The organism is Thermus sp. H19.2 (assembly GCF_054979525.1).
The window spans coordinates 1827363-1842500 of the sequence record NZ_CM143429.1 but is presented as its reverse complement, the minus strand read 5'-3'; the positions used below and the strand labels follow the sequence as shown (position 1 = coordinate 1842500).

The following is a 15138-nucleotide window of genomic DNA, read 5'->3' as shown; positions in this document are numbered from 1 at the left end:
ACAAGGTGCGAGGAGCGGCGGAGCTTCTCAAGCGCTACTACCCCGAGCTGTCCCGGCCCGAGTTTAAGAGCACCATCGCCCTGGGCCACAACCGCTACTCCACCAACACCCTTTCCACCTTTGAGCAGGTGCAGCCCTTCGGCCTTCTGGGCCACAACGGCGAGATCAACACCATCGAGAGGCTAAGGCGGGAGATGGACCACCTGGGCATCCCCCGCACTGGGGGTTCGGACTCCCAGGACCTGAACCGCATGCTGGAGGGGCTCATCTACCGCTACGGCCTCTCCCTCCCTGAGGCCATGGACCTGGTCTTTCCCCCTATCCTGGGGGAGATCAAGGGGCTCGCCCCGGAGCTGCAGGACCTCTACATGGCCCTGCGCCAGCGTTTCGGGCCCTTGGCCCAGGGTCCTGCGGCCATCGTGAGCCGCCACCGGGATGAGGCGGTTTTCGCCACCGACGCCATGGGCCTGCGGCCCCTCTGGCAGTTTGAAACCCCTTACGAGCTGGTGTTTTCCTCGGAAAGGGGGGTGTTCAGCGCCGAGGAGTTCGTTTCCGAGCCCAAGCCTTTGGCCCCGGGGGAAAAGGTCTACCTGCGCCTTACCCCGGAAGGCCCCAAAGTCCTGCCCTTTGACCGGCACCAGCGCCTGGTGCTGGAGCGGATGGCCGCCCGTACCCCGGTGGAGGGCTACCGGGTGCACCTGGGAGGCCCCCTAAGGCAGGGGCCACCCCCCGTGAGCGGGGGAAGCGGGGTGGAGGTGGAGGAGAAGCCCGCCCCGCCTCCTCTGGGGCTGGAGCGGGCCTACGGCTGGGACCGCTGGGACCAGGCCTACCTCGAGGCCCTGGCCAAGACGGGGAACGAGCCCATCGGCTCTTTGGGCTACGATGGCCCCCTGGCGGCCCTGAATCCGGAGAAGCCCAACCTCTCCGAGTTCTTCAAGGAGACGGTGGCGGTGGTGACCAACCCCGCCATTGACCGGGAGCGGGAGATTGAGCATTTCTCCACCCGCGTCCTCCTGGGCCGCCGCCCCTTGCCCGACGGCCGGGGTGGGGGAAGGGTGGAGGAGCTCCTTCTGCCCATCGTCTTGGAAGCGGACCAGGGTCTGGCGGAAAGCTTCGGCACCCTGACCCTCTCCGAGGTCCGGGCCCGCTTCAAGACCAAGACCCTCGTCCCCCAGTTCACCGTGGAGGAGGGGCTTCTGGCCGGCCTTAGGCGCCTGGAGGAGGAGGCGGTGCGGGCGGTGGAGGAGGGGGCCGAGGTCCTCCTCCTCTCCGACCGGGAGGCCTTCCAGGGGGGCGTTTGGATCGACATCGGGCTCGCCGTGGCGGCGGTGAACCGGGCCCTCCTCCAACGGGACGCCGAGGGGGTGGCCCTAAGGCGCAGGACCTCCCTCCTGGTCCACTCTGGGGGTGTGCGGAACCTCCACGACGTGGCCTTCCTCCTGGGCCTGGGCGCCGAGGCCGTGGCCCCCTGGCTCATGGAGGAGAAGGCCCGGGCCCTGGAGGGGCGGAAGGGGGTGGCGGGCGTCCTCGAGGCCCTCCGCAAGGGCCTAGAGAAGGTCATCTCCACCATGGGCATCCACGAGCTCCGGGGCTACGGCCGGATCTTCAGCGCCATCGGCCTCAAGCCCGAGCTCGCCGAGTACTTCGGCACCCGAAACTTCTTGGGCTCGGAGAACGCCGGGTACGGACTCTTGGAGCTGGAGCGGACCCTTTTGGAGCGGGAAGGCTTCCTCCGGGCGGAGAAGGTCCTCCCGGCCAAGGATTTCCGCTTTAACCCCCGCATCTATAAGGCCGCCCAGGAGGTGGCCACGGGACAGGCCCCTTACGCCCACTTCCAGGAGAAGGTCCGCGCCTTGGAAAGGGAAAACCCCGTGGCCGCACGGCAGCTTCTGGAGGTGCGTTTTCCCGAAAGGAGCGAGGTGGCCCCGGAGGAGGTGGACCTCTCCGTGGGGGCCCACTCCCTGCCCTTCGTCATCAGCGCCATGAGCTTCGGCTCCCAGGGGGAGGCCGCCTTCAGGGCCTACGTGGAGGCGGCCAAGCGCCTCAACATGCTCTGCGTCAACGGGGAAGGCGGGGAGATCCCCGACATGCTGGGCAAGTACACCCCCTGGCGGGGCCAGCAGGTGGCCTCGGGCCGCTTCGGGGTCCACGCCTACATGCTGAACTCAGCCAGCGTCATAGAGATCAAGATCGGCCAGGGGGCGAAGCCCGGGGAAGGAGGGCACCTCCCCGGCAAGAAGGTCTCGGCCAAGGTGGCGGCCGCGAGAAACGCCGTCCCCGGGGTGGACCTCATCAGCCCCTCCAACAACCACGACCTCTACTCCATCGAGGACCTGGCCCAGCTCATTGAGGAGCTGAAGACGGTGAACCCCAAGGCCATGGTCTCGGTGAAGGTGCCCGTGATCCCGGGCATCGGCACCATCGCCGTGGGCATCGCCAAGGCGGGGGCCGACGTCATCACCCTCTCCGGCTTTGAGGGGGGCACGGGGGCGGCCAGGCTCCACGCCCTGAAGTACGCCGGCTTGCCCGTGGAGCTCGGCGTGCGCCGGGCCCACCGGGCCCTGGTGCGGGCTGGGCTTCGCGACCGGGTGGAGATCTGGGCCGATGGCGGCCTGAAGACGGCCTACGACGTTTTGCGCATGGTGCTTTTGGGCGCGGACCGGGTGGGCATGGCCACCATGGCCATGGTGGCCATCGGCTGCACCATCTGCCGGGGATGCCAGCTGGACACCTGCCACGTGGGCATCACCACCCAGATAGAGACGGTGGAGGAGGCCCTGGCCCACGGTCTCAAGCGCTTTGTCCCCCAGGACACGGAACGGGCGGTGGAGCAGCTTACTCGCTTCTTTGAGGCCAAAGGGGAGGCCTTGCGGGAACTGGTGGCCGCCTTGGGGGCCCGCTCCCTTAGGGAGCTTCGGGGCCGGGTGGACCTCCTTTACCAGCGGGACCACCTGGAGGAACTGGACCTCGGCTACTTCTTCCAGCTGGTGGAGGAGCCCGAGTGGCTTAAGGACACCTCCGCCCACGTCCTCAGGAAGCCCCTGAACCAGCTCACCCGCACCATCACCGAGGTGGTCATGGCGGCCTACCAGGAGGGGAGCAAGCGCCTCCTTTTCCAGGAGGGCCCGGTGAACTCCACCGACCGGGCCCTGGGGGCCCACCTTTCCGGGGAGATCGCCCGGAGGCGCCTCTACGGCAAGGGCTTTGACGCCGAGGTGGAACTCCGTCTGGACGCGGGGAGCGTGGCCGGGAACGGCCTCGCCGCCTTCAACGTGGAGGGGGTGAAGGTGGTGGTGGAGGGCGGTGCCCAGGATGGGGTGGCCAAGGGCGCTTTCGGCGGGACCGTGGCCGTCCTCAAGGGGCGGAACCCTTACGGGGCCTACGTGGACGGCTCGGTGGGCAAGAGCTTCGCCTACGGGGCCATCGGGGGGTTCTTGGTGGTGGAGGGGATGGCCGACAGCCGTTTCTGCATCCGGCTTTCCGGGGCGGACGTGGTGCTGGGCGGGGAGCCCGAGCGGCCCTTGCGGGACGACCTCGGCAACCTGGCCGCCCGGGCCCAGGCCAAGGGCTTCGCCTTTGAGTACATGACGCGGGGCCGGGCCCTGGTCCTCGGGGACCCCGGGCCCTGGATCTGCTCGGGCATGACGGGAGGCCGGGTTTACCTGCGCCACTGGCCGGAGATGGGCCTCACCGAGGAGGCCATGAGGCGCCGCCTGGCCAAGGGGGCCAAGGTGGCGGTGAAGCCCCTGGACGCCCGTGGGGTGGAGGACGTGCGGGAGCTTCTTTCCGCCTACATCCGGGTGCTTAGGGAGGCCAAGCGGGAGGAGAAAGCCAGGAGGCTGGAGACCCTCCTGGAGGACCCTGCGCGGCACTTCCGTATGGTGGAACCCGTGGGCCAGCAGGTGGAGCAGGGGGTGAGCACGGAGTAAGCCTTCGTGCAAGGGAGGGCGTTTTCCTCGCCGACGGCCCGGCGTTCACGGGAACCCGGGTGCGCATGGTGAAGGTCGGCCACGATATCACCCACGTGCCTCCTGGAGCTTACATGAGCACGGGTCCCCGCATGGCCCTCCTCAGCCCCGACGATCCCGCCCACGCCCAGGAGGTGGCGCGGCAGGCGCTGGAAGCGGCCCGCCGGAGGCAGGATTCCGAAGCCTTGCGCCGCCAGGTGGCTACCCGGTTAGGTCTTAAAGAAGAGGCGTAGCGCCTTGGGTACCCAAGGCCCCGGGCTCAGGCCCGGGGCCTTTCTAGACGACCGGAGGGGTGAGGAGGTACATTTGTCCCGTGGACCCCGGGGAGCTTTTGGAACTTCTCAAGCGCCGCACGGGCTTCACCGAGGCCCATGCCGCCTTCCTCAGGGAGCTCGGTGCGGTCATGACCCCCATCGCCCACGAGGTGGCCCTGGCCTTTTACGACTACCTGGGGCGGGACCCGGAGCTCGGCGCCATCCTCCACGCCGAGCCGGGGCGGGTGGAGCGGCTTTACCGGACCTTCGCCCGCTGGTACGGCGAGCTCTTCTCGGGGGTGTACGACCGGGCCTATGCGGAAAGGAGGCGGCGGATCGGCCTGGTGCACGCCCGCCTGGGCATCGGTCCCAAGGCCATGATCCCCGCCATGGGCATCGTCCAAGAGCTTTCCCTGGAGCACCTGCGCACGGCCCTAAGGGGGCATGAGGTCTACAGCGCCGTGGAAGCTTTTGAGAAGATCGTCGCCATAGAGGTGGCCCTGATTGAGGAGAGCTACCTCGAGGCCCTCTCCTTGGGCCTTTCCCTGGGCCACCGGGACCTCACCCAGGCCCTCAAGGAGGGCGCCTCGGCCCTCCTCTCCCGGGCTTAGGGCTCCTTGGCCAGGTCGTTGAAGCGCACGTGCTGGGCGTGGAACTGGAGCTCCACGGTGCCCGTGGGGCCGTTGCGCTGCTTGCCCACGATGATCTCGGCGATGCCCGCCTTCTCCGAGTGGGGGTTGTAGTACTCGTCCCGGTAGATGAACATCACCAGGTCGGCGTCCTGCTCAATGGACCCCGACTCCCTGAGGTCGGAGAGCATGGGGCGCTTGTTGGGCCTGGCCTCCACCGCCCGGGAGAGCTGGCTTAGGGCCACCACCGGCACGCCGAGCTCCCGGGCCAAGGCCTTGAGCCCTCGGGAGATGGCGGCGATCTCCTGTTGCCGGTTTTCTCCGCTTTTGCCTCCGCCGGGCCCCGACATCAGCTGCAGGTAGTCGATGACGATGAGCCCCACCCCGTGTTGGCTCCTGAGCCTCCTCGCCCGGGCGCGAAGCTCCATGAGGGTGAGGTCCGGGGTGTCGTCGATGAAGATGGGGGCCTCGGAGAGGCGGCCCGCCACGTCCACCAGGCGGGAGAAGTCCCGGTCCGTGAGCTGCCCGAGCCGCACCCGGTTCATGTCGATGCGGGCCTCGGAGCACATCATGCGCAGGGTCAGCTGGGCGGCGGGCATCTCCAGGGAGTAGATCCCCACCCCCACCCCTTCCTTCAGGGCGGCGTGCTGGGCGATGGTGAGGGCGAAGGCGGTCTTGCCCATGGCCGGGCGGGCGGCGATGATGTTCAGGGAGCCGGGGGAGAGGGTGCCGATGAGCTCGTCCAGCTCCTTGAAGCCGGTGCGCACCCCGGCTATCTCCCCCTTGTTCTGGAAGAGGGCCTCGATGTGCTCAAAGGTCTCGTGGACCAGCTCCCGCATGGGCCGGGCCTCGGTCTCGGTCTGGGTGAGGGCCACCTCGAGGATCCGCTTCCCCGCTTGGTCCAGGATCTCGTCCAGGCTTCCCGCCTCCTCGTAGGCCAGGCGCATGGCCTCCCCGGCCACCTGGATGAGCTTTCTCAAGGTCCACTTCTCGGCCACGATGCGGGCGTAGTGCTCGGCGTAGGCGGCGGTGGGGGTGGCCTCGGAAAGCTGCACCAGGTAGCTCACCCCGCCCACGCCCTCGAGCTCCCCTTTGCGGGAAAGCTCCTCGGCCAGGGTTACCAGGTCCACGGGCCTCCCCCCTGCCCTCAAGGCCTGCATGGCGGCGTAGATCTTGCGGTGGGCCTCCATGTAAAAGGCCTCGGGGGAGGGGAGGAGGCTTTCCAGCTCGTCCATCACGTCGGAATCCAGGAGGATGGACCCGAGCACGCTCTGCTCGGCCTCGAGGCTGTGGGGGGGAATACGGCCCTCCGAACCCATAGACCCCACCAGGCTACGCCCGCCCCCCTTCCCTGCGCCAGGGTCCTTCCCTTGTGGGAAGGATTGGCTCTTTTCCGCCTCTCAGGGGGAGAGGGTAGGCTCTAAGGCGTGCGCTGGCTTCTCCTTCTCCTCCTCCTTTCCGCCTGCCGGGCCCAGGGCCTGCTCGAGCCCTACGCCGCCCTGGAGGGGGGCGGAAGGGAAGCCCTCCGCCAGGTGGCCCTGGGGGGCGAAGGGTACGCCCGGCTCCTGGCCGGGTGGCTCCTCGTGGGCGAGGAGGGCCTTCCCCTCGCCGAGCGGGCGGAGTACGCCTGGCGCTACGCCCTCTTCCTGGAGGAGGTGCGGGCCTTTGAGCCGGGGTGGGAGGCGGAGGCGGCCTGGCGGGTGGCGGCGCCCCTCTTGGAGGCGGCGGAAGACGCAAGAGCCTTCTCCGCCTGGGCGAGGCTCCTCCCCAAGGAGGAGGCCGTCCAGGCCCTCCTCCGCCTGGGAGAGGGGGAGAGGCTTTGGGAGGCGCTTTTTAGGGGCCGGGCGTACGAACCCCTCCTCAAGGCCCTCCCCGAGGGGGAAAGGCCCGACCTCCGCGCCCAGGCCCTCTACCGCCTGGGGCGCTACGAGGAGGCCCTCCCCCACTACCGGGCCTGGGCGGAAGAAGACCCCAGGGGCTACCTGGGCCTGGGCCACGCCCTATGGCGCTTGGGAAGGCGGGAGGAGGCCCTTCAGGCCTTCGCCCGCTACGACCACCCGGAAAGCCGCCTGGCCCAAGGCCGCCTCTTGGAGGGGATGGGGAGGAGGGAGGAGGCCCTCGCCCGCTACCTGGAAAGCACCCCGGAGGGGCTGTGGCGGGCCACGGCCCTGCTGGAACGCCTGGGGCGGAAGGAGGAGGCCTTAGGGGTCTACCTCCGCCTCGCCCGGGGGGAAAGCCCCTACGCCGATGACGCCGCCCTCCGCGCCTACCTCCTTGCCGGGGAGCTTGGGAAAGGGGAGGCAAGGCGGGAGGCCTACGCCCGCCTCGAGGGGGGGCTGGGGCTTCTGGTGGGCAAGGAGCCGGGCCCGCCCCCCAAAGCCCCCGAGGCCCCTCCGCCCGAGGTCCTTCCCCTGGTGGAGGCCCTGGTCCAGGGTGGAAAGGCGGCCTGGGCCCGGGGGGAGGTGCGCTACGCCCTCTGGAGGCGCCCTGCGGACTGGCCCGCCCTCGTCCCCCTCCTCTACCGCCTGGGGGCTTACCGGGAGGGGATCCGGGCCGCCTGGCCCACGGCCCTCGCCTACCCCAGGGCCTACCGGGAGTGGGTGGAGGCCTACGCGGGGAAGGAGGGCCTGGACCCCGACCTCCTCTTCGCCCTCCTCCACGTGGAAAGCCGCTTTGACCCCCGGGCCGTAAGCCCCACGGGGGCCCTGGGCCTCGCCCAGTTCCTGAGGAGCACCTGGGCGGACGTGGCTAGGATGCTGGGGGAAGCCCCCGCCGACCCCTTGGACCCGGAAAGCGCCATCCGCTACGCCGCCCGCTACCTCCGCTGGCTCCTGGAGCGGTGCGCCGCCTTCCAAGGCACGGAAAGGCTCGCCTGCGCCCTCACCGCCTACAACGGGGGCATCGGCTACACCCTAAGGGGCATCGCCCGGGAGGGGGGGCTCTACGCCTTCCTCCGCTTCCAGGAGCGGGACGAGCCCCGGGAGTACCTGGCCAAGGTGCTCTCCGCCTACGCCGCCTACAAGGCTATTCCTTAGCGGCGCGCCCCCGCTCGGTCCAGGCGATGAGGGGCTTCAGGGCCAAGGGGGCGAAGAGGGTGGTGAAGACCACCATGAAGAGGACGATGGCGTACTCCTCCTCGTTCACCGCCCCCGCCTTGAGGCCCAAGGCGGCCACGATGAGGCCCACCTCCCCCCGGGGGGCCATGCCCACCCCCACGGTGAGGGCGCTCCGCACCCCTTGGGTGAGGGCCCCGAGGAAGCCGCCCAGGACCTTGCCCAGGATGGCGATGACCGTGACCACCGTCCCCGCCACCAGCACCACGGGGCTCGCCAAGGCGGCGAGCTCCAGCCTCACCCCCACCATGGCGAAGAAGATGGGGGCGAGGAAGCTCTCTATGGCGAAGATGGGCTCCTCGAGGCGGTACTTCTCCCGCACCTCGGAAAGGAGCATCCCCCCGAGGAAGGCTCCCACGATGGGCGCAAGCCCGATGCTGGCCGCCAGGGCCGCCATCCCCACCCCAAGGGCCAGGGCGAAGCCCAAGGGGCTTCCCACGGGAAGCCGCTCCACGGGGAGGCGGGCGATGAGGGTGGAAAAGAGGACGGCAAGCCCCACAAAAACCACGGAGAGGACGATGAGCCGGGCGATGGCCCCCACCTCCACCTGGCCCGTCTCCGCCACACCGTTCACCACCGCGAGGACGATGAGGCCCAGCACGTCGTCGATCACCGCCGCCCCCAGGATGATGCGGGAGTAGGGGCGGGAGAGGACCCCGAGCTCCTGGAGGACCCTGGCGGTGATGCCCACGCTGGTGGCCACGAGGGCGGTGCCGAGGAAGAGGGCGGGCAGGGTCTGGAAGCCGATCTCTAGGCCATAAAAGTATCCCCCCACGAAGGGGAAGGCCACCCCCAAAACGGCCACCAGAAAGGCTTCCTTCCCCACGGCCAGGATGTCCCGAAGCCGGGTCTCCAGGCCCACCATGAAGAGGAGGAAGACGGCCCCAAGCTCCGCCAAAAACTCCATGATCTCCCCCTCGTGCACCAGGCCGAGGAGGGCGGGCCCTACCAAAACGCCCGCAAGCACCTCCCCGATGACCACGGGCTGGTTCAGGCGCTTGAAGAGGAAGGCCATGACCTGGGCCGCGAGGAGAAGATAGAAGATCTCCAACAGGTGTTCCGCCCCGTGCATCAGCCCCTCCCGAGGATGAGCTTGAGGAAGTCGCTCCGGGTGAGGATGCCCACCACCCGGTTTCCCGAGTCCACCACCGGGAGGTGGCGGATCTCGCTGGTGAGGAGGATCTCCAAGGCCTTGCCCAAGGGGGTTTCCGGATGGACCCGGGGGAGGTCGGTGCGCATCACCGCCTTCACGGGCGTCTTCTGGTAGCGGCGGTAGATCTCCTGGAGCACCTCTTCGTCCACCCACTCCCCGAAAAGTTGCAGGGCTTCCACGTCGGAGAAGGGGACGTTCTCTGGCCTGGGCAGGAGTTCTTCCACCTGCAGAAGCCCAAGGAGGTGGCCCTCTTTGTCCACCACGGGCAAACTCCCGTAGCGGGTTTCCAGAAGGCGCCGGGCGGCCTCCTCGAGGGTGGCCTCGGGGCCGATGGTCTCGGGGCTAGGGGTCATCACCTCGGCCACGTTCATGGCCTAGAGTCTACCAGCGCCGCCACCTCCGGGCCAAGCGCGGGGCGAAGAGGAGGCCGAAGAGGAAGCCCCCCAGGTGGGCCCACCAGGCCACCCCGGGGAGGCCCAGTAGACCCTGGAATAACTGCAGAAAAGCCCAATACCCCAGGTAGACCGCGGCGGGGAAGGTCACGAAGAGGGGGAAGATGAAGAGGACCACGGAGACCACGTAGGCCCGGGGGAAGAGGACGTAGTAGGCTCCGAGCACCGCCGAAACCGCCCCGCTGGCCCCGATCATGGGCGTGGGGCTACCGGGGGTGAAAACCCCTTGGGCCAAGGCGGCGGCCACCCCTCCCAGGAGGTAAAAGAGGAGGAAGCGCCCGTGGCCCATGCGGTCCTCCACGTTGTCCCCGAAGACCCATAGGAACCACATGTTGGAAAGAAGGTGGAAGAACCCCCCGTGGAGGAACATGCTGGTGAGGAGGCGAAAGCTCTGCCCCAAGGGATCTTGAAAGAAGAGAGCGGGGACGAAGCCGAAGGCCTGTACCACGGCCTCGAGGCCTGCGGCGAGCTCCCAGAGGAAAGCCAAGGCGTTGGCCAAGACCAGGCCCCGCACCACGTAGGCGGGCCTGTGGGCGCGGTTTAGGTCGTAGAGGGGAAACACCTACCGCCCCCCTCCTTGGCGGTAGGGAAGGGGCACGTACTGGACGCTGGGCTTTTGCCCCTGGGCCTGGGGGTAGAGGTCCATGAGCTCGTAGACCTCCAGGGGCATCTCCGTGGAGACCCTAAGCCCCATCTCCCGGGCCTGGGCCACGTCAATGGGGTAGTCGTGGGTCCAGGTGCCCTGGGAGAGGAGGTGGGCCACCTCCTCCGCCTTTTCCTCGGGCATGTGTTTCCTGAGGAGGTTCTTCACCGTGGCCTTCACCTGCCTAAGAGCCTTCTCCGCCACGTCGGCGAGGATCAGGGTCTGGTCGTCTATCTCGGAAAGGGGCTTCTTCTCCAGGACCTTGACGATGCTCGCCGCCGGGTACTGGCCGAGCTGGGGGTCCACGGGGCCCAAAACGGCGTTTTCGTCCATGACGATCTCGTCGGCGGCCAGGGCGATGAGGGTACCCCCGGACATGGCGTAGTGGGGCACGAAGACCGTCACCTTTGCGGGATGGCGCAAGAGGGCCTCGGCGATCTGCTCCGCCGCGAGCACTAGGCCTCCCGGGGTGTGGAGGATGAGGTCAATGGGCACGTTCTTGTCGGTGAGGCGGATGGCCCTCAGGACCTGCTCGGAGTCGTCTATGTTGATGAAGCGGGAGATGGGGATGCCGAGAAAGCTTACCGCTTCCTGCCGATGGATGAGGGTGATGACCCGGCTTTGCCGCTTCCTTTCCAGCTCGGCGATCTTCCGGGCCCGGGCCCCGAGGAGCATCTGCTGCTGCAGGTAAGGGCTCAGGGCCGACAGGATGAAGAAAAGCCAAAAGAGTTGGAAGAAGATCTCCATATGCGCCTCCAAGGGGAGTATACGGGATCGGTGGCCTCAAAGGGAGGCTGGAGGCTTTTTCGGAGACTGCTTCCTCGAGGCCTCCCGATAAAGGCGCTGGCCGAGTTCTGGGGCGAAGCGAATGAGGAGGGCCCCCAAGGGAATGGAGACCAAGACCAGAAGGACGGCCACCTGGGCCACCAGGGGGTAGCCCTGATCCAGGGCTAGGCCCCCCAGGACCAGGTTGAACTCCCCCCGGGGAACCAGGTAGAGGGCGCTGTAGAGGCGCCGCTTCCGCCCTAGCCCCGCCTGGGCCCCGCCCAGGTGGTTGAGGGGAAGTTTGAGGGCGATGCTCAGAAGGGCGAGGGTCAGGGCCCAGGGCGTAAGCCCTGTGAGGAGCTCCAGGGCCTGGGCCCCCACCACCAGGAAAAAGAGGGCCACCCCCAGGTCCCGCACGGGGCCGAAGAGGTGCTCCAACCGTTCCCGAAGGCCCAGGCTTGCGGCGATGACCCCGGAGAGGAAAGCCCCCACGCCCTCCGAGGCCCCAGCGGCGTGGAAGAGGAGGGCGGTGCCCGTGGTGAAGGCGGCCCCCAGGAGGAGGACCAGCTCGTCGGAGAGGGTTTCCATGAGGCGCACCAGGAGGGGCCCCAAGAAGCGGGCGAAGAGGAGGTAAAGGAGGGCCAGGGCCACTCCACCCAGGAAGCCGGTGGGCCCGTGGCCCCCCAGGAGGGCAAGGAGGAGGGCGACGACCAGGTCCTCCAGGACCAGGACCCCCAGGACCACCTCGCTCTCGGGGTTGGCGGCCCGGCGCAGGTCCACGATGAGCTTGACGATGACCGCGCTGGAGCTGATGTAAAGGATCCCGGCCAGGAGGGCCGCTCCCCGGGCGTCCAGGCCGGAAAGAAGCCCCAATAGGAAGCCCAAAGGCAGAGCGAAAGCGTCAAAAAGGCCTGCCCTTAGGGCCTTCCCCGAAAGGCCCTTAAGGCGGTCGGGGCCGAACTCCAGGCCCACGGAGAAGAGGAGGAGCAAAAGCCCCAAGGAGGGGAGGGGCTCCAGCTCCTCCACGGGGAGCCTTTCCCCCACCCAAAGCCCCGCGAGGAGGTAGACGGGGAGGGGAGGAAAACCGAAGCGGTGGACCAGGGCTGCCCCCAGGGCCAAAAGCCCCGCGGCCAGGGTAAAGGCCTCCAGGGAAGGGTGCATCAGAGGTTCCTCTTGAAGGCCTCCACCGCTTCCCGGATGCCCGCCACCACCAGGGTGTCCCCCACCTCCAGGACCACCCCGGGCCCGGGGTGGGGAAGGAGGGGGGCCCCGGGACGGTCCACGGCCAGGAGGTGGACCCCGGGGGGAAGGTGGAGGTCCCCCACCCGCTTGCCCGCGAGCTTAGAGCCGGGCAGGACCTTGATCCACTCGAGGACCTTCTGGCCTAGCTTGCTCTGGGTGTCCCCCACCGCCTCGGGGTGGAAGAGGACCCCGGAGAGGATGGCCCCGATCTCCCGGGCTTCCTCGTCGGTGAGGTCCAGGGCCATGGTGGGCTCGTCCTCCTCCCCGGCCTCAAAGTACTGGACTTCCCGCTTCCCCGAGTGGTGGACCACGATGACCAAGCGGTCGCCGCTTTGCACGGTGATGGTGAACTTGCGGCCCACCCCGGGCAGGACCACTTCCTCTACCCTCATGGCCTTCTCCTTTCCGGAGGGAAGCGTACGGCCAGGGTGCGCCCGGCCACCAGGGCCAGGATTCCCAGACTCCACAGGAAGAGATCCATTCCAGAAAACTTCTCGGCGAAGAGCAAGAGGAGGAGCTCCCTCAGGGCCAGGGCGATGCCCACTTCCAGAAGCACCTCCAGGCGGACCCGCTCAAACTCAAAGTACTCCACGAAGACCCGGACGAGCTCCAGAACGATGACCAAGGAAAGAACGTTGGTGATGAGGTCCTTGAGCCCTAAGCGCACCGTGGGTTCGGTGAAGGTGAGGCCAAGTTCCAAAAAGGTGCGCCCTACCCCCACGAAAAGCCCCACCAGGAGGGCCACCAGCACCAGGTTGAGGACCAGCTGCGTGGCCCCCCGGTAAACCCTTAGAAGCAGGTCCTGGCGCATCCTAAAGCAGGAGGTTGAACACCCGCTCGGCCCGCTGGTGGTGCTCCGCCTGGGGGTTCTTGAGGGCGGGGTCCAGCTCCTTAAGCACCTTGGCGTAGGCCACCACCAGGGCCCCGGCGAGCTCGGGAAGGAGGTTCCGCACGTCCTCGGCCACCTCGAGGTCCAGAGGCGGCAAGGCCGCCAAGGCATCCAGCACGGGCTTGAGCTCCAAGGTGGTGTCCATCCGGCGGAACTCCTGCAGGGTCTCCTGAAGCCCCTTGGTGATGGGCAGGTCGGGCTCAAAGATCAGGTCGCGCCCGTTGTACTTGGCGTTCCGCTCCGCCACCACCAGGAGATCGTAGAGCTTGTTGCGGAGGAACTCGGAAAGCCGCTTGAGGTCGTCCTTGTCCACGTCCAGGCTGGCGGCCATCCGGAAGAGCTTCTCGAACTCGGCGATCTTCATCAACATAGGTCCTCCCCGTTTCCAGGTTATCTATTCAGTTAGCGTCTTCGTGTCAAGAAAGTTGCGCTATGAAAGAGGAGGCCCGGGGGCGGCCGGGCCTCCGGGGGTTACCCTTCCTGGACCGGAATCTTCACCGGGGGCTCCTCGGGGCGCTTCTCCCGAGGGATCCGCACCTCCAGCACCCCCTTGGCCAAGCGGGCCTCTAGGCCCTCCTTCTTGGCGTCCTTGGGGAGGAGGTAGGCCCGGTAGACCCGCCCGTAAACGATCTCGGCGAGGTGCTTGGTGCGCTTCTCCTCCCGTTTCTCCCCTTCTATGACCAGCTGGTCCCCTTCCAGGCGCACCTCGAGGTTCTCCGGGCCAAGCCCGGGCACCTCCACCCGGAGGAGGTAGTGGTCCTCGTGCTCCTGAAGCTCGGAGAGGGGTTCCAGCACCTCTCCCGTCTCCTGAAAGGCCTTCTCCAGGGCCTCTTCCACCGCCTTGCGGAAGCGGGACCGGCCGAAGGGCCAAAGCTTCTCCAGCATGGCTCACCCCCCTTGATGCGGCGCTTGCTTAGCGCACGTTCCCCGTTTCCAGCTTCCTGGCCCTTAGGTCCAGGAGGCTGTACTCGCCCTCCGAGAGGTCCCCCGGCACCACCACCCAGCTCGCCCCCAGAGCCTCGTGCTTCTGGCCCTTTCCGGCTACCAGGACCAGAAGGGGGTTGTGGGTCTTGATGAGGTGGGCCACCTCGTGGGAGCCTTCCTCCCCCAGGCCCTTGTGGTAGGGCGGGGTGTGGAAGAGGAAGATCTTGGGGTAGTCCTTGAGCTCCCAGAGGGCCTTCAAGTGGTACTCGGCAACCCAGGCGGGGTAGCGAAGGGCCTCCTTCTCCTCGGGTTCGCCCTCATCGGTGATCTCCCCGCCGATGCCCGCCACCAGGTAGGGGCCTTTCCAGAAGGTGAAGGCCTCGTGGACGTTGCGCATCTCGGGGCGGACCAGCTCGATGTTGGCTGCCTCCCGGAGGTACTCCCAGATGGGGGCGTCCAAGGGGCCAGGGATGTAGGCCGTGGGCAGGTGGGCCTCCGAGAGCACGCGGAAGAAGGCGGCGTAGTCCCGGCTCCCCGCCGTCTGGGGCATGAGGTTGCCGATGAGGGCGATGGCGTCCGCCCCGGTGTCGGGGGCCAGCTTGACGAACTTCTCCAGGGCCTCCAGGTCCCCCATGGGGTTGGAGGTGGCGAGGATGTACCTTACCGTGCGCCGCATAGCCTCACCCCCTTACTCCACCTGCACCTGGATCTTCTTCGGCTTGGTGGCCTCGGCCTTGGGCACCCTCAGGTGCAAGACCCCGTGGCGGAAGCGGGCTTCCACCCGGGAGAGGTCGTAGACGCTGGGCACGTTGAAGCTCCGGGCGAAGGTGCCGTAGGGGCCCTCCAGGCGGTGGTAGGCCACCCCTTCCCGCTTCTCAAAGGGCCTTTCCGCCTTCACGGAGAGCACCCCCTCTTCCGCCACCACCTCCACCTTCTCGGGCTCCACCCCCGGGAGGTAGACCAGGAGGTGAAGCCCCTCGGCGTCCTCCAGGATGTCCACCGGGGGCGCGTAAACCCTGGGCCCCTGCTGGGGGGCGCCGAGGGTCCTCGCCAGCCTCTCCTGAAGCTCCTCCAGTTCCTTAAAGGGGTCAAAGCGGATCATCCTC

At 67.9% G+C, this 15138-nt stretch carries 16 protein-coding genes (1 of these 16 cut by a window edge); 4 read left to right on the top strand and 12 right to left on the bottom strand.

Annotation, left to right across the window (positions count from 1 at the left end; genetic code table 11):
• From ACY5J6_RS09960 to ACY5J6_RS09950, 3 genes are all read left to right on the top strand, one after another.
• On the top strand, positions 1-3929 hold the 3' portion of the coding sequence (locus tag ACY5J6_RS09960) for a glutamate synthase-related protein (RefSeq protein ID WP_462844839.1). Its footprint begins 550 nt before the window's first position; 3929 of the gene's 4479 nt are visible here — the last part of the coding sequence; its start codon lies beyond the left edge, outside the window; the stop codon is at positions 3927-3929.
• Between the two features lie 113 nt (positions 3930-4042).
• On the top strand, positions 4043-4201 hold the full coding sequence (locus ACY5J6_RS09955; RefSeq protein ID WP_462844837.1) for a hypothetical protein: 159 nt from the start codon (positions 4043-4045) through the stop codon (positions 4199-4201).
• 80 nt (positions 4202-4281) lie between these two features.
• A complete protein-coding gene (locus ACY5J6_RS09950) occupies positions 4282-4833 on the top strand; it encodes a protoglobin domain-containing protein (protein ID WP_462846522.1) in 552 nt (183 codons plus the stop codon).
• On the opposite strand, the gene dnaB is transcribed toward ACY5J6_RS09950, so the two are convergent.
• Positions 4830-6170, bottom strand: coding sequence for a replicative DNA helicase (gene dnaB / locus ACY5J6_RS09945; protein ID WP_462844835.1), 1341 nt, complete (start codon positions 6168-6170; stop codon positions 4830-4832). The genes ACY5J6_RS09950 and dnaB overlap by 4 nt on opposite strands.
• A 108-nt stretch (positions 6171-6278) precedes the next feature.
• Here dnaB and ACY5J6_RS09940 point away from each other — a divergent pair, with 108 nt between their 5' ends.
• A complete protein-coding gene (locus ACY5J6_RS09940; protein WP_462844833.1) occupies positions 6279-7886 on the top strand; it encodes a lytic transglycosylase domain-containing protein in 1608 nt (535 codons plus the stop codon).
• On the opposite strand, the gene ACY5J6_RS09935 is transcribed toward ACY5J6_RS09940, so the two are convergent.
• From ACY5J6_RS09935 to ACY5J6_RS09885, 11 genes are all read right to left on the bottom strand, one after another.
• On the bottom strand, positions 7876-9036 hold the full coding sequence (locus ACY5J6_RS09935; protein ID WP_462844831.1) for a cation:proton antiporter: 1161 nt from the start codon (positions 9034-9036) through the stop codon (positions 7876-7878). The genes ACY5J6_RS09940 and ACY5J6_RS09935 overlap by 11 nt on opposite strands.
• Positions 9036-9488, bottom strand: coding sequence for a CBS domain-containing protein (locus ACY5J6_RS09930; protein WP_462844829.1), 453 nt, complete (start codon positions 9486-9488; stop codon positions 9036-9038). Before ACY5J6_RS09930 ends, ACY5J6_RS09935 begins: the two co-directional genes overlap by 1 nt.
• 10 nt (positions 9489-9498) lie before the next feature.
• The gene (locus tag ACY5J6_RS09925) at positions 9499-10131 is read right to left on the bottom strand and encodes a rhomboid family intramembrane serine protease (RefSeq protein WP_462844827.1); all 633 of its coding nucleotides are present in this window, start codon (positions 10129-10131) and stop codon (positions 9499-9501) included.
• Positions 10132-10959, bottom strand: coding sequence for an SDH family Clp fold serine proteinase (locus ACY5J6_RS09920; RefSeq protein ID WP_462844825.1), 828 nt, complete (start codon positions 10957-10959; stop codon positions 10132-10134).
• Positions 10960-10995: 36 nt separating this feature from the next.
• The gene (locus ACY5J6_RS09915) at positions 10996-12138 is read right to left on the bottom strand and encodes a cation:proton antiporter (RefSeq protein WP_462844823.1); all 1143 of its coding nucleotides are present in this window, start codon (positions 12136-12138) and stop codon (positions 10996-10998) included.
• Positions 12138-12611 (bottom strand): cation:proton antiporter regulatory subunit, encoded by a 474-nt coding sequence (locus tag ACY5J6_RS09910; RefSeq protein WP_462844820.1) that lies wholly within the window; start codon positions 12609-12611, stop codon positions 12138-12140. The genes ACY5J6_RS09915 and ACY5J6_RS09910 overlap by 1 nt, the downstream gene beginning before the upstream one ends.
• Positions 12608-13030, bottom strand: a complete 423-nt coding sequence (locus ACY5J6_RS09905; protein WP_462844818.1) for a phosphate-starvation-inducible PsiE family protein — start codon at positions 13028-13030, stop codon at positions 12608-12610. Before ACY5J6_RS09905 ends, ACY5J6_RS09910 begins: the two co-directional genes overlap by 4 nt.
• Before the next feature lies 1 nt (position 13031).
• Positions 13032-13478, bottom strand: a complete 447-nt coding sequence (locus ACY5J6_RS09900) for a DUF1931 family protein (RefSeq protein WP_462844816.1) — start codon at positions 13476-13478, stop codon at positions 13032-13034.
• Positions 13479-13579: 101 nt separating this feature from the next.
• Positions 13580-13993: an Hsp20/alpha crystallin family protein gene (locus ACY5J6_RS09895; protein ID WP_462844814.1), complete on the bottom strand. Its 414-nt coding sequence runs from the start codon at positions 13991-13993 to the stop codon at positions 13580-13582.
• A 28-nt stretch (positions 13994-14021) separates the two neighbouring features.
• Complete coding sequence (locus ACY5J6_RS09890; protein ID WP_462844812.1) at positions 14022-14708, bottom strand: metallophosphoesterase; 687 nt, start codon at positions 14706-14708, stop codon at positions 14022-14024.
• 12 nt (positions 14709-14720) lie between these two features.
• Positions 14721-15134: an Hsp20/alpha crystallin family protein gene (locus ACY5J6_RS09885; RefSeq protein WP_462844810.1), complete on the bottom strand. Its 414-nt coding sequence runs from the start codon at positions 15132-15134 to the stop codon at positions 14721-14723.
• Between the last annotated feature and the right edge of the window lie 4 nt (positions 15135-15138).